A 17,602-nucleotide genomic window follows, 5' to 3' on the forward strand; every position below is an offset into this window, starting at 1 on the left:
ACAACGACATTTGCAGTAACTTTTTTTCAAACAGCCAAAAAGCCGAAAACCATTAAAAAGGGGGCATTATGCCCCCTTTCTTGTACTACAAAAAGTAGATTATTAATTCAATGCTTTGTTTCCTTCGATTTCTTTAATGATTTTTGGCGTCACAAAGATCAAAAGTTCTGTCTTATCATCTTGTTTATAAGGGCGGTTAAACAAAAATCCTATTCCAGGAATGTCAGCAAAGAAAGGCACTTTGCTGCTGTTATTTTTCTGGGTTCCTTCGAAAGCCCCACCCAATACAACAGTTTCACCATCTTCAACCTGCACACTGGTTCTTACTTCACGTTTTAAAATATCGCGGTCACCAGCGCTTGTAACAGGATCGCCCAAGTCATTTTTAGTAATGTATAAACCCATAATGATACTGCCTTCCGGCGTAATTTGCGGCAACACACCTAATTGAAGAACCGCATCAACAAAGACGGTTTGTGTACCATTTTGGCTGACCGTCAAGTAAGGAACTTGTCTTCCTGATTGAATAACAGCCAAACAGCGGTCAGATGTCATAACCCTTGGATTGGCAATGACTTCACCACGCCCCTCTTCTTGCAATGCACTTAATTCAAGGTTTAAAACGAAGTCGGCGCTTTTAACCAACGTCATACCTAATGCCCCATAGGGATTTGAAGCAATTGCGGAACTGGTACCTAAATCAACTAACGAATCATTCAAAGTACCAATATTGCCATTTTCATCAACTTGGGCATTGCCATTCCCTTTTGTACCTTGACCGCCAATACCGTAACTAGTGCCACCACCCGCGCTTCCTTGTTTTGCTGCGCCAAATTTAACACCTAACTCTCTTGCAAAATTATTGTTGGCAATTACAATCCGAGATTCGATCATAACCTGCCTAACAGGTATATCTAATTTTCTTATTAGTTTTTTAATCTCTTCAAGTCGCTTTGTTGTTTCCCTAACAATTAAGGTGTTGGTTCTTGAATCCACTACCGCCGAACCACGGCTAGATAGAAGTGTGAAACGCTCAGATTTTGAGCCATCCTCTTCTTGTTTCTCTTGTCTGCTTTGTATCCTAGACTCAATATTATTGTTTTGTTGGTTATTCTGACCACCACTTTGACTTGATCCTTGGCCACCACCACCCTGGCCACCCGAACTATTATTGGTACCTGTTGAATTAACATCCTTAGCAGTCACTTTCAAGCAACTCCCTACGGAACTTGCATCAAAACCATTAAGCAAGTTTCTGAAGTCTTCCGCTTTGGCGTAGTTGATTTTCAGATATTCAGTAATTAATGGATCCAACTGCTCCACAACGGCTTGAGTTTCTTTTTGCTTCTTTTTATATTCCTTAATTTTATCCAAAGGTGAAATTAAGGTTACGTTACCTGTTTCAAATTTACCCAGTTCTTTGGTCATCATGACAAAATCAAGCGCTTCATCCCAAGGCACATCATCCAACTTCAATGTGATAGTTCCCGTTACATCTTCGCCAGCCACCACGTTTTGTCCGGTAAATTCAGCCAAAATAGCAATCACACTACGAATTTCAATATCTTGGAAATTTAACGATAATCTTTCGCCGGTATACTTGGTTCGTGTCCTATCAAGTGCTTCTTTTTCTTCGTCGCTTAAAGGACGGAACTCAACTGTCAGCAAACCGTCTGATTGAACTAATGAATAATCGTAAAGCTTATTTTGCATAGAAACGGTCATTTTTGTACCGCTTCCAGTGGGTGTGGTATCTATGAATTTTACAGGTGTTGCAAATTCAGAAACATCCAATCGTTTAGCAAAATTTTGCGGCAACATGGTATTCATGAAGCTAATGACAACATTCCCTCCCTCTTCTTTCGTATTTACGATGGTATTAGGGTTGGCTAAATTAACCACTATGCGGCCTTCACCTTTATCTCCGCGCTTAAAATCAAATCCGCTAATTGCTTGTTGCGGTAATAACGCCGCGATTGCAGGATTGCCTTGTGCTTTAAACCCTGTCGGTTGTAAAGAAGGCTTAGGAGGGGCTGTTTTATTTGCAACAAAAGGAACCACTGAGGCCGCCCGAGTCAATGTCAACAATATTTTGTTGCCCATTATTTTTGTTTCATAAGGTGTCGACTCTAACAAATTGACAACGACCCTAACCCTATCCGCCGCTTCGGCAACATAGATATTTGTTGCTGCGCCTCTATTGACAGGAAACATTTTTTTATTCAGACCGTTTTTTACACCGGGAAAATCTAAAGCAATTCGTGCAGGGTTGTCAGTTTGAAATACTTTAGGACTAATAGCATTTCCGCTCATCTCAAGCTGAATCTGTAGCTTATCTCCAGGCAATGAGGTTGCATTGATAGATGAAAGCGATAAATCACCTGCGTTTGCAACATCAAGAAAAATGGCAAGAATAACGCTCAAGCCCATGTAAACAATTAGCGATCGCCAGATTTTATTGAACATAATGCCACCGTGTTTAATTTTCATTCTTTATCCTCAAAATCACTCTACCAACGCTAATGTTGTTTGTTGCTCGCGCCATGTACCCGGCCTATCAGGCACCATTTCCAATAATTCAATTTTATCTGGGCTAATGCGGATTATTTTTCCGAAGTTTTTACCCATATAATTGCCCGATTGAACGCGATGCACTGTATTGTCACTGGCTTTTATAAGCCCCCACAATACGGATTTCTTCGCTACCGTACCGACCATTTTTAAGCCATCTAAAGGAAAAGCTTCCAATTCTTCTTTACGCCTGGTTAAGTCGGGGCGTAATCCACCGCCAGTTACAGAAACGTTTGCATCCAAGACTTCTTCAGGATGGGTCATTGGTTTAAAAGGATCCCGCAAATCGTCTGATTTAAATACAAACGGTTCAATAACATTAATATCAGGCAAAGGAACTATTTGTCCTTTAGGGCGGGCTTTTACTTCACGGACGTATTGATTCAAATCTGTCAACTCATGATCGGCGCAACCTGCCAATATAACAACCAGAAATGTGCAGCAAGCTCTCAATGAGCCAACCAAGCAAGCATTATTTTTTGCTTTCATCTTTATCATTTCTGCTTACCTCCATTTGGCTTGACTCTTTTCTTGCTGTCATTAGTAGTGGCCGCTTTTGCAGGCTGACCCTCGTAGTAAGTTTTAACGGTTGCTTCCATAACCAAATCATCGTTTAGCAGATTTGTTTCCTCCTTACCCTTACTACCAAATCCAAACTTGGCATCGACTGGCTTCCCAATATTCACATCATGAACGGTAACAATCCTAGGTAGAGATGCAAGGCTGCTAATGAACAGCCCTAATTCCTCATATTTACCTACAACTTTTATAGAAATGGGGATTTCCGTATAAAAATCTTTATAAACAGCAGCACCAGGCTTAAATAGCTTGAAATCTAAGCCACTTGCCAGACCAGCCTGAGAGATATCAGTCAGTAAATTAGCTATTTCAGCTTCGGTAGGCATTTGCCTAACCATTTCAAACAGCTCAGTTTCAATTTGTACAAGCTGGTCTTTATAGTCTTGCAAATTAACAGCTTTATTTTGCTTCTTTTCAAAATCCTTTTTGAGGTCAATCTCTTTCTGTTCAATGCCTTTAAGCTTATCAAGTTGAGCGACCGTGTCGAAATAAATGCCTGCACCCAACACTGACCCGCTTATTATTAATACCATTGCAGCCTTAACTGGCAAAGGCCATGAACCCGAAGCGTTAATATCCCAATTAATTTCCGAAAGGTTCATTATTTACCTCCTTTGCGAGGCTCAACTTTCACCTCATCCTTACCTTGTTTTGTACGCAAGGCGAATTCATTGGCTTCATCTATAGGTGTTTTGTCTTTTTCAGAAATTTTTACTTGAGTCAAAACAGGAGAATGCATCCACTCAGAAGCTTCTATAGCCCTCATAAATGCAGAAACCCTAGCATTGGATTGAGTTTTACCTTCAAAAGTAATCTCATCGCCTTTTTGGATAATTTTTGTCAGGAACAAACCATCAGGAGCGGCTTTAGGGATTTCTTCAAAAAGATGCACAACTTCGGGTCTGCTTTTTTGTAATTTATAGATAAGGTCAATTTTCGCCAGCATCTTACTTTTCTTTTCTTCAATTGTCTTAATTTCGACAATTTTCTTATCCAGTTTGGCTATTTCACCTTCTAATAACTTGTTTCTGGATTCTTGATAAGACTGCAAGCCATCTATATAAAAATGAACAGTGGCAATAACAACGATAGCTACGCCAATTGAAACGATAATAGAGTTAAAAAAATCTTGCTTTTTTTGTTTACGCAGCTCTTCCCGCCAGGGGAGCAAGTTGATTTTTGCCATTAGTCAAAACTCCTCAACCCAAGACCACAAGCGATCATCATTGCTGGGGCATCATTACTTAATGTATGTGGCTTTACTTTGCTGGATAAGGTCATATTTGCAAACGGGTTTGCAACATAAACAGGCATTCCCATACTCTTTTCAACTAGCTGCTCTATACCTGCGATAGATGCACAACCGCCCGCCAAAATCATTCTATCAATGGTTCGGTTGGCACTTGATGAGTAGAAAAATTGTAAAGATCTTTGAATTTGCTGGACAATCGCTCTTTTAAAGGGATCAAGCACATCCACTGTGTAGTTATCGGGGAGACCACCGTGGCGTTTTGCTAACCCTGCCTCCTCGTAAGAAAGCCCGTACCTTCGTTGAATTTCTTCGGTTAACTGTTTGCCACCAAATGCCTGCTCACGCGTGTAAACGGTTCGGTAATCATGGAGTACATTTAGGCTGGTCATAGAAGCGCCAATATCCAAAATAGCGACTGTCTGACCTTCGGAAGAATCCGGAAATTGTTCGGCTAACAGGGAAAAAGCATTCTCCATTGCAAATGCCTCAACATCTACAATACGTGTTTTAAGGCCAGCCTTAGCTAAAGCTTCAACACGGTTCTCAACGTTTTCTTTTCTTGAAGCAGCCAACAACACATCAACCATCTCAGGATTGCTTTCATTGACACGCTGAACTTCAAAATCGAAATTGACTTCATCTAGTGAATAAGGCACATATTGATCCGCTTCGATCATAATCTGCTCTTCCATTTCATCTTCGGACAAGGAAGCATCCATAGTAATTATTTTGGTCATTACCGATGAACCAGCCACTGCTACCGTTGCTTCTTTAAGCTTGGTTCCAGATTGCCTTAAAGCCACTTTTACGGTTTCTGCAATGACATTGACATTAGAGATATTCTTATCAATTACAGCATCTTGCGGTAACGGTGCAACGGCATAACTCTCAACCCTATAGCGAGCCCCCGCCCTACTAAGCTCCAACAATTTCACGGCCGCTGTACTTATATCAATGCTAAGGACTGCGTTTTGCTTTTGATTAAACCATCTCATAACATACCTTTAATTTTGATCATTTAAGCGACCTGTTTTAAAACATCGATAAGCCGTCCTTCAAACCCACCAAAGCACCGGCAAAAGTATAGTAGTTTTTTAAAATGCGAGTGAATTATTTACTTGGATAATAGAAATTTTTATGATTCAGCGCACATCAGGGTGCTAAGCAGCAAGAACCTGCCTTCAAAAGCAGTTTTATTTTAAATTTACCAAATATGCGTACGAAAACAGAATCTACCAAAAAGTGATGCCATTTTACAAGTTAAAACAGCACAATAGAAAACTATTCTTTTAGTATAGATAAACTTATCCCTGTTAGCAGTTGATAATCAAGGAAAAAAACGTATAAAATCCGTTACGGACCCTATCTTAAAGAAAGACATGCAAAGAAGAAAGCAACAATTAGCTTAAAAGCCAATAAGCCGCTAAAAAAGACAAAATAACAAGGGGGATGTGCTGGCTTAGAATAACAACCCATAAGCCAGCCAGTAAGGCCAAAAAAGCTGAAATATCCGCTTTTAGCCTTATTTGCCGTATTTTTTACGGAATTTGTCCACACGACCAGCGGTATCAACAACACGTTGCTTACCGGTATAGAACGGATGGCAGGAAGAACAAACCTCGATCTGTAAATCTTTAGCGATCACAGATCCGGTCACGAAAGAATTACCACAACCACAAGTTACGGTAATTTGCTTATAATTTGGATGAATATCTGGTTTCATATCACTTTCACATTACCCGTATCGGGCTGCCTTATTATTGAAAAACTCCGTATAATACGGTTTTTATTACCAAATGGCAAATCCATCAATGCGCATCATTACCGTCAACACCAATGGCATCCGCTCTGCTGAAAAAAAAGGCTTTTTTGTTTGGCTGGCTCAACAAAATGCCGACGTGGTTTGCATACAAGAAACCAAGGCACAAATCCATCAGCTAAGTGGCGCCTTTCATCCACAAGGCTTTCATTGCTATTACCACGACGCCGAAAAAAAAGGCTACAGCGGCGTCGCTATTTACTGCAAAAAAAAACCGGATGCTGTTATAAGCGGTATTGGTTGGGCGGATTTTGATGCCGAAGGCCGTTACATCGAAGTTCAGTTTGGTAATTTAAGCGTAATTTCTTTGTATTTGCCCTCCGGCTCCTCTTCTGAGGAGCGCCAAGCGGTCAAATTTAATGCCATGGAACGCTTTTTACCCTACCTGCAATCCTGCGCCGACAATGGCAGGGACTATGTCATTTGCGGAGACTGGAATATCGCCCATAAAGAAATTGACTTAAAAAATTGGCGCAGCAACCAAAAGAATTCTGGATTCTTACCCGAGGAACGCGCATGGATAAGCGCATTGTTTGAATCCGGAAAATGGTTTGACGCCTTCCGTCTTGTCAACCAAGAAGCTGACCAATACACATGGTGGTCAAACCGAGGCCAAGCGTGGGCAAAAAATGTGGGCTGGCGAATTGATTACCAAATTATCAGCGCCTCCCTACAAGATAAAGTAGTGGCTGCGGAGATTTATAAAGACCAACGCTTTTCCGACCACGCACCACTCATTATGGATTACGCATTAGGCGGATTATGACCGCCAAGGCGCAACCTTAAACAACAGCAACATACCCGGCACCGCCGCCGCAAAGCACAATATGAAAAAATTCATCCACCCCATGGACTCGACCAAATAACCGGTTGCTGCATTGGCAAAAGTACGCGGAACCGCGGCAAGACTGGTAAATAAAGCAAACTGGGTGGCGGTATATAATGGATTGGTGTTATAAGCTATATACGCTACAAATGCAGCCGTTCCCAATCCCACCCCCAACGCTTCAACACCTATCACCACCGCCAGCCACAACAAACTATGCCCCACAAAGGCAAGCCAAGCAAAGCCTAAAATCGCCGCCATTTGTACCACCCCGAACACCCACAACGCACGATTAATGCCGAGCTTTAACATCCACACCCCACCTAACAGCCCACCGATAACACTAGGCCATAAACCCGCATTTTTAGCGATCAGGCCAATTTCTGATTTGCTAAACCCCATATCCAGATAAAACGGCGTCGCCAGCGAAGTAGCCATACTATCGCCGAGCTTATAAAAAAAGATAAACGCCAAGACCGTCAATGCTGACACCAAACCATTGCGGTTAATAAACTCCTGAAAGGGCTCTACAACGGCCGCCCGCAAATTTTTTGGCAAGCCATTTTGGTTACCTGGCTCCTTAACGGCAAACGTCATTACCAAGCCAGGCAACATAAATAAAGCTGTGATAAAAAACACGCTTTGCCAAGGCAAAAAATCAGCTAACACCAAAGATAACGAACCAGGTACCAAGCCGGCAATTTTATAAGCATTGACATGCACAGCATTTCCCAAGCCCAGTTCATTTTCAAGCAGCAATTCGCGCCGGTAAGCATCCAGAACAATATCTTGTGAAGCACTTAGAAACGCTACCAACAAAGCAAGCATTGCAACTAACCACAGATTGAGAGCAACCGGCATCAATCCAAACAAGGCCAAACACAACAACAAACATGCTTGCGTGACCACTAGCCACCCACGCCGACGCCCTAACGGCAAAGCATAGCGATCAAACAGCGGCGCCCAAATAAATTTCCAAGTAAAAGGTAGTTGGATTAAGGCAAACAAACCAATCGACTTAAGGTCAACCCCTTCTGAACGCAACCAAGCCGGCACTAAACTAATCAGCACATACAAGGGCAGCCCAGAGCTAAAACCTGTGAACACACAGATCAACATAGATTTAGTAAACAGATGCCGCCAAACAGAATCGTTGCCCGTCATAAGATCATGTAAAAACGTATTCATAAAAAAAGGCTGATGACAAACGCCATCAGCCTTGGATTTTATTCAGCCAAGCGGCAAAAACGCCCTAGCCTTATCAGCCATTAACCAAATAATGGGTGAAGATACTAGCGGCATAACCGGCAGCAATGGCTGGCGTCCATTTCAAATGGCTGAAGAACGTGTATTTGTGGTTGGATTGTCCCATCAAAGCCACACCAGCCGCAGAACCAACTGACAACAAAGAACCACCCACACCGGCAGTCAATGTCACCAACAACCATTGGTATAAATCCATATCCAAGCCCATGTTCAATACAGCGAACATAACAGGGATATTGTCAACGATAGCCGAGATCAAACCGACCATGATGTTGGCTGTGGTTGCGCCCAAGCCTTCGTACATCGCACCTGACAACAACTCCAAGTAACCGATGTAACCCAAGCCACCAACCGCAAAGACAACACCAAAGAAGAACAACAAAGTGTCCCATTCAGCATGCATAACGCGTTTGAAAATATCAAAGCCTTCTTCGCCTTCTGGTGTATGGTTTTTCTTAATGTAATAACCGTACAACATCAATACAGACAAACCAACCATCATACCCATGAAAGGAGGCAAATGCAGCGCTTGTTTAAAGCTAACCGCAGAACCGATAGTAAACAGGAACATCACACAGATTTGGATAGCGCCTGGCTTTAACACCACGGCTTCTTCACTGGTTTCTTTAGGCTGTTCATTTGGTACGGCAAAATACATCACCGCTGCAGGTACTGCGTAATTGACGACTGAAGGGATAAATAATTTAAAGAAGTCAAAAAACTCAGCATACTCAGCTTGCCAAACCATCAATGTGGTAATGTCACCGAATGGGCAGAACGCGCCACCGGCATTAGCAGCAATCACTAAGTTAACAAAACCGATACTGACAAATTTTTCGTTATCCGCACCCACGGCCAATACCACGGCACCGACCAACAAAGCCGCTGTCAGGTTGTCTGCAACAGAAGACAAGAAAAAGGTAATGATGCCAGTAATCAAAAAAAGCTGACGATAACCAAATTGCTTTCTCACCAACCAAGAGCGCAAAGCTTCAAATACGTTACGTTCAGCCATGCTGTTGATGTAAGTCATGGCAACCAACAAAAACAACATCAGCTCGGCATACTCTTTTAAGTCATGCTCAAATGCTTCGTGCATCTGTTCAGTAGGTACGCCTTTTTGCGACGCCAAAACAGATACGTGCGCCCAAATAATGCCTGCCGCCAAAATAACGGGCTTTGATTTACGCATATGCGTAAATTCTTCGGTCATTACAAAAGCATAGGCAATGATGAAAATCAGAACGGTGAAAATCCCCCTTTCTGTTCCCGTCATCTCGAGTGTTTCAAGCCCTTCGGCCATTGCTATTCCCGGCATCAGCACGGCCAATAACAACACAAACAAAAAACGAACCACAATATCCCCCTAAGGTTTTTATAGTAAAAAACAGTTACGCAAAAATTCAAAAGAACAATGGTATCCCAACTAATAAATTTTGTCATTTTAAGTAGCTGAGTATATGATTGGAAGTTGACTCTATTTGCCCAAAAGACACTAAAAACCAAATATGTATCAGTATAACCCCATAGACCAAACCCTTGTCGATCAAAGGGTCGCCCAATTCAGGCGGCAAACCGAACAATATTTAAAAGGTGAGCTGACCGACGACCAATTCCGCGCCTTACGTTTACGTAATGGCCTGTACGTACAAATCCACGCCCCCATGCTGCGGGTTGCCGTACCTTACGGCTTGCTTAGCAGCGAGCAATTGCGCAAATTGGCGCATATCGCCCGCACTTACGATAAAAGCTACTGTCACCTGACGACACGGCAAAATGTCCAATTCAATTGGCCTAAGTTAGAACAAGTGCCTGATATTTTGGCAGAATTGGCTACCGTGCAAATGCATGCCATTCAAACCAGCGGCAACTGCATGCGCAATACCACCTCTGACCACCTTGCCGGTGTCTGCGTGGACGAGCTTGAAGACCCGCGTCCGTACTGCGAAATCATCCGCCAATGGACCACACTGCATCCAGAATTTGACTACCTGCCCCGCAAATTTAAAATTGCCGTCAGCGGAGCCGCACATGACCGTGCCGCCACACAATTCCATGATATTGGCGTGCATTTGGTCAAAAACGACGCGGGCGAGATCGGCTTCAAAATCCTTGTGGGCGGCGGTTTAGGCCGTACCCCTGTCATTGGGCAAGTCATCCGCCCTTACTTGGAGAAAAAACATCTGCTGTCGTATCTGGAAGCCATCCTCAGGATTTACAACCTGTTCGGCAGACGCGACAACAAATATAAAGCGCGTATCAAAATTTTAGTCAAAGAAACTGGCTTGGAAACCTTCACCCAGATGGTCGAAGCGGAGTGGCTGCAAATTAAAGACGGCATGGAACTGAGCGACGAACGCATCGCCGAAATTCAAGGCCATTTTACGACCCCTGATTACGACACCGAAGCCGCCCAAGACACCAGCTTTGCCGAACAGCAACAGCAAAACGCTGACTTTGCCAAATGGTACCAATACAACACCACAGCCCATAAAGTGGCGGGTTATCGCGCCGTCTTCTTATCATTAAAAGCACCGGGCGTACCGCCAGGTGATATGACAGATGCACAACTGGATGCCGTTGCCAACTTAGCGGACACCTACAGCTTTGGGGAAATCCGCAGCACCCATCGGCAAAATCTAGTGTTTGCCGATGTCAAACAGGCCGACTTATTCGCCCTTTGGCAACAACTGGATGCCTTAAATTTGGCAACCCCCAATATCGGCACTGCCAATGACATCATCTGCTGCCCAGGCCTCGATTTTTGCTCACTGGCAAACGCCGGATCCATCGGCATCAGCAAAGAAATCAATGAAGCCTTAGATGATATGGATTACTTGCACGACATTGGCGATGTCAAAATTAATATCTCCGGCTGCATGAACGGCTGCGCACACCAAAGTGTCGGTCATATCGGCATTTTAGGTGTCGATAAAAAAGGTTCGGAATGGTATCAAATCACCTTAGGCGGCTCTTCCGAAAACGAAGCGGCGATTGGCGAACGCTTAGGGCCAGCGGTAGCAAAAGACGAAGTCACCCAAGCCATCACCACCATCCTCGACGTGTATGTCAAACAACGCTTGGATGAAGAATCATTTTTGGACATGGTAAAACGGGTTGGCATTGACCCATTTAAGGAGAAGGTTTATGCAGCTCATTAAAAACAAAACACTCATGGATGACCAATGGCAATTTGTCAGTGATGATGCAGAGCTGTGCAGCGGTGATATTTGCGTCAGCCTAGCACGATGGCTACAAGACAAAACTCAGCTGTTAAGCCACGACGGCAAATTAGGTGTAAGAATTGCTCCGGCTGATAACGTCGCCGATTTGGCGGATGACTTGTCGAGAATACAGCTGGTCGAGCTGGATTTCCCTGATTTTGCCGATGGACGTTTGTTTTCCCATGCTTGGCTGTTGCGGGGACGCTACGGTTATCAAGGCGAAGTGCGGGCTTGCGGGCATTTTATGCCAGACCAAGTATTTTACTTGTCACGCGTTGGGGTGGATGCGTTTAAACCGGATCAAGCTGAATACTTGCCTAAAGTACTGGAAAACCTGAACGACTTTAGCGTTCATTACCAAGCCTCCATTCAAAACTAAAACCCATAAAAAAACCCGAAATCTTAACCGTTCAAGATTTCGGGTTCCCGTCATCAGGCCTTTCAGGTTATAAAAACCTGGAAGGCCTTTTTGTATTGTATTGGCTATCTGACGATACTAATACCTTTCAGCAAATTCAACGCTTCATACAAAGCGTAATCTTTCATTTCCAATTTTTCTTTATCTTTTTCGTCACCCGCAACACCTGCTTGCTCGGCTTTTTGTTTGGCGTTTTCCAAGTGGCGAGACAAATCCGCCTCCTTAACCGGTTTAAAGTCTTGCTTATCAACCGACTCTAGCTTGACATGGCCCAAAGCAATATCGGGTTCGATACCTTCAGCTTGAATGGAGCGGCCTGATGGCGTGAAGTAACGGGCTGTGGTCAGTTTAACTGCAGCACCATTGCTGGTAGGCAATATAGTTTGCACAGAACCCTTACCAAACGACTTTTCGCCCATAATGACGGCACGTTTTTGGTCTTGTAACGCACCGGCAACAATTTCCGAAGCGGATGCCGAACCGGCATTAATCAATACCACCATCGGCGCGCCATCGAGCAAATCATCAGGGGCGGCATTGAAGCGCATTTCAGAATTTTCGATACGGCCTTCGGTGTAGACAATCAGGCCACTTTTAATAAACGCGTCACTGACTTCCACCGCCGCATTCAAAACGCCTCCTGGATTATTACGTAAATCCAGCACCAAGCCTTTTAAGTTGCCACCATTTTCCTTTTTCAGAGCCGCAAGCGATTCACGCAAGTTGTCGCCCGTACCTGATTGGAAGCTGCTAATGCGTAAATAGCCATAGCCTTTTTCCAACATTTTGCTCTTGACGCTTTTTACTTTAATGACGTCGCGAGTTAAGTTGAGCTTTAATGGCGCTTCTTCACCTTCACGCACGACCGTCAGTAAAATTTTGCTGCCAGGTTCACCGCGCATCATTTTGACGCCATCAGCTAGCGTCATGCCTTTTACGGGTTTGTCATCCAAACGCACAATCAAGTCACCGGTTTTGATGCCAGCACGTTGTGCAGGCGTATCGTCAATGGGGGAGACGACTTTAATAAAGCCGTTTTCCATGGTCACTTCAATTCCCAAGCCACCAAACTGCCCTGTCGTGCCTTCTTTTAGCTCTTGGTACTCTTCAGCCACCAAATAAGCGGAATGCGGGTCAAGGCCACTTAACATGCCGCGGATCGCGTCTTCCAACAATTTCTTATCGGACACAGGTTCGACATAATCGCGTTTGATACGCCCAAAAATTTCTGTAAATGTACGCAAATCTTCAAAAGGCAGCGTGTCGGTATCAGCAACCGGCGCATTGCTGTCTTTGTCTGCAAAGACACTACCACAGGTACCCATAAAAATACCCAGCATCATCCCTAAGAATAATATGACTATCGTTTTCTTTTTTTGCATGTGTCTTTAGACTCCAAATCCTCGGTTACTGACATTTACTTAGGCTGATTGTACCACCGGACGATGGTTTAATGCTTGCACCACGCCAAAGGGCTGACAGGCTTTTTGTCATGGCGAATTTCAAAATACAAGGCGGGCTGCCCCCGCCCCCCAGATTTCCCCACAGAAGCGATCACATCCCCTGCTCTCACGGACTCGCCTTCCTTTTTATAGAGTCCTTCATTAAACGCATATAAGGTCATAAAATCGCCTTCATGCTTGATAATGATGAGCCAACCAAAACCCTTTAGCCAATTGGAAAACACGACCTTACCCGCAGAAATGGCGTGGACTTCCGTACCTTCCCTTGCACTTATCGAGACCCCGTTGAGCGAACTGACAGGGCGTAATACCGCATTTTTTGCTTGCAAAGGCCAAGGCAACAAACCTTTGTAATTAGTCAATGAACCATTCAGCTGCAAATATTCTTCACTAATTTCCGGCAATTCGTCGCCTACGGGAGCGGCTTCTTGCTGCTCGGCTGCCAGCTTGTCCAAGCTGGGCAATGTCGCCAACAATTGCTTGATTTTTTCTTCATTCAACGCTTGTGGTTGGCCGAGCTCAGGGTTGCTTAACAGCTTGTCACGCTCCATTCTGAAGGTTTGCAGCGCCAATTGTTCAGATTGCCGCAGCTTCAGCTGCTCCGCCAATTGGTTAGCTTCAGCTTGCCTTTCAGCATCGCGCTGGTCTAATGCCTCAAGCCGCGATTGAATGCTCTGGAATTTTGCCAAACGTTTGTCACTAATAACTTTGTAATATCCCATCACCAGACCGGAATGGGCTAAGTCTTGCTTGTTAAAAAGCAACTTGACTTCTTGTTGCGCACCTAACAGATAGGCCGATCTGGCTTGATCCGCCAATTGTGCGCTTTCAATATCCAGCAAACGCTTGGTGGTATCAATCTCATGACGGATCTTCTCCATCTCGCGACGTATTTTGGCAATTTGCAGATTAATTTTTCTGAGTGATGCCAGCGTTTCGCCGTAACGTTTCTCGACATCCGCCAACAAGCGCTCCAACTCGCTACCTGGGTCTTCAGATTTATCGGCACCAAACCACGATGACAGAAAACCGTCCCGATTTTCTTCCTGAGAGCTTTCAGCCAAGGCATTGCCCAAGCTAAAGATGAATACAATACAAACAAGCCAGTGCTTTATCATTCACTTCAAACAGTTGGGACAAACGATTGGCGGAAATTTTCCAATGATTTAGCCATAGTTACAAGCGCCAATAGAAACAATACCCTGTCTATCAAACAGGCCTTGCTTAGCCTCTGCACACTATTAAAACCATTGTGGATCAGCACAACAAAGGGGATTGGTCGGTCTAACATGACGTGTTTTCTCTCGAAAGATGGCAAACTTAATTGTTAGGCAAGTTTTCTGAAAATATTTATGGCATGAACCAGCAATCCGTAATCCATTACCCAAACAGCGATAAAATCATGTATCATTTTGCGGGAAGTATGACGCATTTGTCATTAAGCAGGTCTCAAATTGCCCAATTAAATGGTCTTTATATTAATACACGTAAAAGGCTCGTGTATAAATAATTATCTTTTAAAGGGGCATTATGGGTAAAGAAGGGATTCTCCCGCAAAGGGTTAGCCAAAGTATAGAAATCTATGACCACAAAAGTACAAGCCAATCATTACGACGACCATGATATTAACCAAGCCGCCCGTTGCATAAAAGCCATGTCGCATCCTTTACGGCTGAAAATTTTATGCGTGCTTGGCAATAATGCCGTCAGCGTACAAGATATTGTCGAGCAAGTCGGCACCAGCCAAAGCAATATTTCGCAACATCTGTCGATTTTGCGGGAAAAAAATATCTTGGCAACCAAAAAAGAAGCCAACCGCGTTTACTATTCAATTGATGATGCCCGCATGCTCAAACTGATAGAAATGATGCGCGACGTTTTCTGTTCAAAACATTAACCAAACCACCTTCTGACAGACACATAATTTCATGGAACGTTACTTAGAATTTATCCTGAACCACTACATTTTGTGCTTGGCATTGGCTGTTGTCAGCTATTTGCTGGTACAAGAACTGATCGATACCGCACTGAAAAAATACGGCAAAGTTTCACCTTTGCTTGCAGTCACTAAAATGAACGAAGCGGATACAGTCGTCATTGATGTGCGCGAGCCTGAAGACTTTATCAAAGGCCATATTGAAGACGCCATCACCGTGCCACTCGGCGGCCTGAAAGAATATTTGCCTAAGCTTGAAGCTTACAAAAAATCCATTGCCTTAGTTGTTTGCCAGAACGGTATGCGTTCCGGAGCGGCAGCCAATATGCTCAACAAAGCCGGATTTGAAAACGTGCAAGTCATTACTGGCGGTATGGATGCTTGGGAAACCGAATACAAGTTACCCGTTAAAAAAAGTAATAAATATAAAGCAAAATAAACCTTCCACTCTTAAACTTAAACAAAAAACCACACCTTACTTATGGCCGAAGAAAACAACAACGTCGAAAAACAATTTTCCATCCAAAAGATTTACACCAAAGACTTATCTTTTGAAACACCCAATTCACCAGCAATTTTCTTGGAAAAATGGGAGCCTAGCGTTGATTTCAACTTGGCAACCAACGTCAATAGCTTAGATGCTTCACTTTTCGAGGTTGTACTAACAGTCACCATTACCGTTAAATGCAAAGAAACAGTGGCTTATTTAGTTGAAGTCGCCCAAGCAGGCATTTTCATACTCAACGGCTTTGAAGACGAAGAAATGGGGCCGATGCTCAGTTCGTTTTGCCCCAATATCCTCTTTCCCTATGCCCGTGAAGTGGTTTCCGATTTAGTTGTCAAAGGCGGCTTCCAACAACTGCTGTTAGCACCTGTCAACTTTGACGCTTTATATGCCCACCACTTACAACAATTGCAACAAGAGCAAGCGACTGGCAACCCGACCCTCAACTAAACCTTGATGGAAAAAAAACTGACCATCTTAGGGGCAGGCTCTTGGGGGACTGCCCTTGCCATTTTGGCTGCCCGTAACGGCTGCCAGACCATGCTCTGGGGCCATAATCCAGAGCATGTCCAAGCGCTCCAACAAACACGGGAAAACCGCCGCTATTTGTTGAGCCACGCATTTCCAAGCAACCTGCAAATAACAGACCAGCTATCTGAAGCCGGTGCCTTTAGTGACTTACTGCTAGTTTCCGTGCCAAGCCATGCCTTCAAAACCAGCTTACAACAAATAAAACCCTACCTAAATGATGGCTGCAAAATTGCTTGGGCCAGCAAAGGATTTAACCCTTCCGACGGCTGTTTATTGCATGAAATAGTCGCCGATTTATTTGGTGAAAAAACCCCCGCCGCTATCCTTTCTGGACCATCATTTGCCAAAGAAGTGGCAGCTGACTTACCCACCGCCATCACCATCGCATCCACACAGAATGAATTTGCTGCCGAACTGGCAGAGATTTTACATAGCAGCCGTTTCCGCACCTATACCAGCACCGATGTTATTGGCGTAGAAGTGGGTGGTGCGGTAAAAAACGTTTTGGCGATTGCAGCCGGAATTGCCGATGGCTTAGGTTTTGGTGCCAACACCCGGGCAGCACTTATTACCCGTGGTCTAAACGAAATCATCCGACTTGGCATTAAATTAGGTGGCAAACAGGAAACCTTCATGGGGCTAGCTGGTTTAGGTGATTTAGTTTTAACCTGCACAGACGACCAATCGCGTAACCGCCGCTTTGGCATCGCCTTAGGCAAAGGCGAAAACCGCGAGCAAGCCATGTTAAAAATCGGTCAGGAAATTGAAGGTTTTTCCGCCGCTAAAGAAACCTATTTGTTGGCACAAAAACTAGGATTGGAAATGCCCATTACTGAACAAACTTACAAAGTCCTTTACGAAGGCCTCGCGCCGCAAATTGCTGTAGAAAACCTATTGGCACGTAATTTAAAGGCCGAATCCTAAATCCCTTACCGATTAAAACCATAAGCTTTTTAATAGGCATTGAACTGGGAGCAATATTGCATCGCTTCCAAATACCATCTGACTCCACTGATCCGCTGCGCGCGAACACGCCTCTTAAAACGCTTGAAAAGCCTTACAAATAAATTCAAATCGTTTTTTTGCTAGCACCCGGCTTAGAAATAATTAAAGCCTGATAAGCGTTACACGCCCACCAAGCTTTAATTTTTTGGATATTTATCTGCAGAATGGTTAAAGACCATTTTAGCGAAGATAAAGCAGGGATATCAC

The 17,602-nt window shown here is 43.9% G+C and carries 17 protein-coding genes; 7 read left to right on the forward strand and 10 right to left on the reverse strand.

What is annotated here, in order from left to right; translation table 11 throughout:
* Nucleotides 1–102: 102 nt before the first annotated feature.
* The 6 genes from ACYQ1O_RS13145 to rpmE form a co-directional block, all read right to left on the reverse strand.
* Nucleotides 103–2,490, reverse strand: coding sequence for a type IV pilus secretin PilQ (locus ACYQ1O_RS13145; protein WP_459992283.1), 2,388 nt, complete (start codon nt 2,488–2,490; stop codon nt 103–105).
* 15 nt (nt 2,491–2,505) lie between these two features.
* Entirely contained in the window at nt 2,506–3,060 is a 555-nt protein-coding gene (locus tag ACYQ1O_RS13150; RefSeq protein WP_459992284.1) for a pilus assembly protein PilP, read from the reverse strand.
* A 5-nt stretch (nt 3,061–3,065) separates the two neighbouring features.
* Nucleotides 3,066–3,752 carry a type IV pilus inner membrane component PilO gene (locus ACYQ1O_RS13155; RefSeq protein ID WP_459992286.1) on the reverse strand — a complete coding sequence of 229 codons (687 nt, stop codon included), beginning with the start codon at nt 3,750–3,752 and terminating at the stop codon, nt 3,066–3,068.
* Nucleotides 3,752–4,336, reverse strand: a complete 585-nt coding sequence (locus ACYQ1O_RS13160; RefSeq protein WP_459992287.1) for a PilN domain-containing protein — start codon at nt 4,334–4,336, stop codon at nt 3,752–3,754. The genes ACYQ1O_RS13155 and ACYQ1O_RS13160 overlap by 1 nt, the downstream gene beginning before the upstream one ends.
* Complete coding sequence (locus ACYQ1O_RS13165) at nt 4,336–5,397, reverse strand: pilus assembly protein PilM (RefSeq protein WP_459992289.1); 1,062 nt, start codon at nt 5,395–5,397, stop codon at nt 4,336–4,338. Before ACYQ1O_RS13165 ends, ACYQ1O_RS13160 begins: the two co-directional genes overlap by 1 nt.
* Nucleotides 5,398–5,924: 527 nt before the next feature.
* Complete coding sequence (gene rpmE / locus ACYQ1O_RS13170; RefSeq protein WP_088619118.1) at nt 5,925–6,125, reverse strand: 50S ribosomal protein L31; 201 nt, start codon at nt 6,123–6,125, stop codon at nt 5,925–5,927.
* A 73-nt stretch (nt 6,126–6,198) separates the two neighbouring features.
* Here rpmE and ACYQ1O_RS13175 point away from each other — a divergent pair, with 73 nt between their 5' ends.
* Nucleotides 6,199–6,987: an exodeoxyribonuclease III gene (locus tag ACYQ1O_RS13175; RefSeq protein ID WP_459992291.1), complete on the forward strand. Its 789-nt coding sequence runs from the start codon at nt 6,199–6,201 to the stop codon at nt 6,985–6,987.
* Here the strand turns inward: ACYQ1O_RS13175 and ACYQ1O_RS13180 are convergent.
* On the reverse strand, nt 6,982–8,235 hold the full coding sequence (locus ACYQ1O_RS13180; protein WP_459992292.1) for an AmpG family muropeptide MFS transporter: 1,254 nt from the start codon (nt 8,233–8,235) through the stop codon (nt 6,982–6,984). The genes ACYQ1O_RS13175 and ACYQ1O_RS13180 overlap by 6 nt on opposite strands.
* A gap of 73 nt (nt 8,236–8,308) precedes the next feature.
* Nucleotides 8,309–9,616, reverse strand: a complete 1,308-nt coding sequence (gene nhaD, locus ACYQ1O_RS13185; RefSeq protein WP_459992294.1) for a sodium:proton antiporter NhaD — start codon at nt 9,614–9,616, stop codon at nt 8,309–8,311.
* Nucleotides 9,617–9,821: 205 nt separating this feature from the next.
* On the opposite strand from nhaD, the gene ACYQ1O_RS13190 reads away from it, so the two are divergent.
* Together ACYQ1O_RS13190 and ACYQ1O_RS13195 are read left to right on the forward strand one after the other, a co-directional pair.
* Complete coding sequence (locus ACYQ1O_RS13190) at nt 9,822–11,474, forward strand: nitrite/sulfite reductase (RefSeq protein WP_459992296.1); 1,653 nt, start codon at nt 9,822–9,824, stop codon at nt 11,472–11,474.
* Nucleotides 11,461–11,916, forward strand: coding sequence for a DUF934 domain-containing protein (locus ACYQ1O_RS13195; protein WP_459992297.1), 456 nt, complete (start codon nt 11,461–11,463; stop codon nt 11,914–11,916). Before ACYQ1O_RS13190 ends, ACYQ1O_RS13195 begins: the two co-directional genes overlap by 14 nt.
* A gap of 104 nt (nt 11,917–12,020) precedes the next feature.
* Here the strand turns inward: ACYQ1O_RS13195 and ACYQ1O_RS13200 are convergent, their stop codons facing one another.
* Both ACYQ1O_RS13200 and ACYQ1O_RS13205 read right to left on the reverse strand, forming a co-directional pair.
* Nucleotides 12,021–13,337, reverse strand: coding sequence for a S41 family peptidase (locus tag ACYQ1O_RS13200; protein WP_459992299.1), 1,317 nt, complete (start codon nt 13,335–13,337; stop codon nt 12,021–12,023).
* Nucleotides 13,338–13,405: 68 nt separating this feature from the next.
* Nucleotides 13,406–14,536: a murein hydrolase activator EnvC family protein gene (locus tag ACYQ1O_RS13205; RefSeq protein ID WP_459992300.1), complete on the reverse strand. Its 1,131-nt coding sequence runs from the start codon at nt 14,534–14,536 to the stop codon at nt 13,406–13,408.
* Nucleotides 14,537–15,000: 464 nt separating this feature from the next.
* Here ACYQ1O_RS13205 and ACYQ1O_RS13210 point away from each other — a divergent pair, with 464 nt between their 5' ends.
* The 4 genes from ACYQ1O_RS13210 to ACYQ1O_RS13225 are packed head-to-tail and all read left to right on the forward strand — an operon-like array spanning nt 15,001 to nt 17,314.
* Nucleotides 15,001–15,315: an ArsR/SmtB family transcription factor gene (locus ACYQ1O_RS13210; protein WP_459992302.1), complete on the forward strand. Its 315-nt coding sequence runs from the start codon at nt 15,001–15,003 to the stop codon at nt 15,313–15,315.
* Between the two features lie 31 nt (nt 15,316–15,346).
* The gene (locus tag ACYQ1O_RS13215; protein WP_459992304.1) at nt 15,347–15,793 is read left to right on the forward strand and encodes a rhodanese-like domain-containing protein; all 447 of its coding nucleotides are present in this window, start codon (nt 15,347–15,349) and stop codon (nt 15,791–15,793) included.
* 42 nt (nt 15,794–15,835) lie between these two features.
* On the forward strand, nt 15,836–16,309 hold the full coding sequence (secB, locus tag ACYQ1O_RS13220; RefSeq protein WP_459992305.1) for a protein-export chaperone SecB: 474 nt from the start codon (nt 15,836–15,838) through the stop codon (nt 16,307–16,309).
* A gap of 6 nt (nt 16,310–16,315) precedes the next feature.
* Nucleotides 16,316–17,314 (forward strand): NAD(P)H-dependent glycerol-3-phosphate dehydrogenase, encoded by a 999-nt coding sequence (locus tag ACYQ1O_RS13225; RefSeq protein WP_459992307.1) that lies wholly within the window; start codon nt 16,316–16,318, stop codon nt 17,312–17,314.
* The last annotated feature ends 288 nt before the right edge of the window (nt 17,315–17,602 follow it).

The sequence above is a fragment of the Methylosoma difficile genome (genome assembly GCF_054657615.1).

Excerpts from the sequence above, each read along its gene's own strand:
- ACYQ1O_RS13145 (WP_459992283.1), bottom strand. The coding sequence starts at position 2,490 with ATGAAAATTAAACACGGTGGCATTATGTTCAATAAAATCTGGCGATCG.
- ACYQ1O_RS13150 (WP_459992284.1), bottom strand. The coding sequence starts at position 3,060 with ATGAAAGCAAAAAATAATGCTTGCTTGGTTGGCTCATTGAGAGCTTGC.
- ACYQ1O_RS13155 (WP_459992286.1), bottom strand. The coding sequence starts at position 3,752 with ATGAACCTTTCGGAAATTAATTGGGATATTAACGCTTCGGGTTCATGG.
- ACYQ1O_RS13160 (WP_459992287.1), bottom strand. The coding sequence starts at position 4,336 with ATGGCAAAAATCAACTTGCTCCCCTGGCGGGAAGAGCTGCGTAAACAA.
- ACYQ1O_RS13165 (WP_459992289.1), bottom strand. The coding sequence starts at position 5,397 with ATGAGATGGTTTAATCAAAAGCAAAACGCAGTCCTTAGCATTGATATA.
- rpmE (WP_088619118.1), bottom strand. The coding sequence starts at position 6,125 with ATGAAACCAGATATTCATCCAAATTATAAGCAAATTACCGTAACTTGT.
- ACYQ1O_RS13175 (WP_459992291.1), top strand. The coding sequence starts at position 6,199 with ATGGCAAATCCATCAATGCGCATCATTACCGTCAACACCAATGGCATC.
- ACYQ1O_RS13180 (WP_459992292.1), bottom strand. The coding sequence starts at position 8,235 with ATGAATACGTTTTTACATGATCTTATGACGGGCAACGATTCTGTTTGG.
- nhaD (WP_459992294.1), bottom strand. The coding sequence starts at position 9,616 with ATGGCCGAAGGGCTTGAAACACTCGAGATGACGGGAACAGAAAGGGGG.
- ACYQ1O_RS13190 (WP_459992296.1), top strand. The coding sequence starts at position 9,822 with ATGTATCAGTATAACCCCATAGACCAAACCCTTGTCGATCAAAGGGTC.
- ACYQ1O_RS13195 (WP_459992297.1), top strand. The coding sequence starts at position 11,461 with ATGCAGCTCATTAAAAACAAAACACTCATGGATGACCAATGGCAATTT.
- ACYQ1O_RS13200 (WP_459992299.1), bottom strand. The coding sequence starts at position 13,337 with ATGCAAAAAAAGAAAACGATAGTCATATTATTCTTAGGGATGATGCTG.
- ACYQ1O_RS13205 (WP_459992300.1), bottom strand. The coding sequence starts at position 14,536 with ATGATAAAGCACTGGCTTGTTTGTATTGTATTCATCTTTAGCTTGGGC.
- ACYQ1O_RS13210 (WP_459992302.1), top strand. The coding sequence starts at position 15,001 with ATGACCACAAAAGTACAAGCCAATCATTACGACGACCATGATATTAAC.
- ACYQ1O_RS13215 (WP_459992304.1), top strand. The coding sequence starts at position 15,347 with ATGGAACGTTACTTAGAATTTATCCTGAACCACTACATTTTGTGCTTG.
- secB (WP_459992305.1), top strand. The coding sequence starts at position 15,836 with ATGGCCGAAGAAAACAACAACGTCGAAAAACAATTTTCCATCCAAAAG.
- ACYQ1O_RS13225 (WP_459992307.1), top strand. The coding sequence starts at position 16,316 with ATGGAAAAAAAACTGACCATCTTAGGGGCAGGCTCTTGGGGGACTGCC.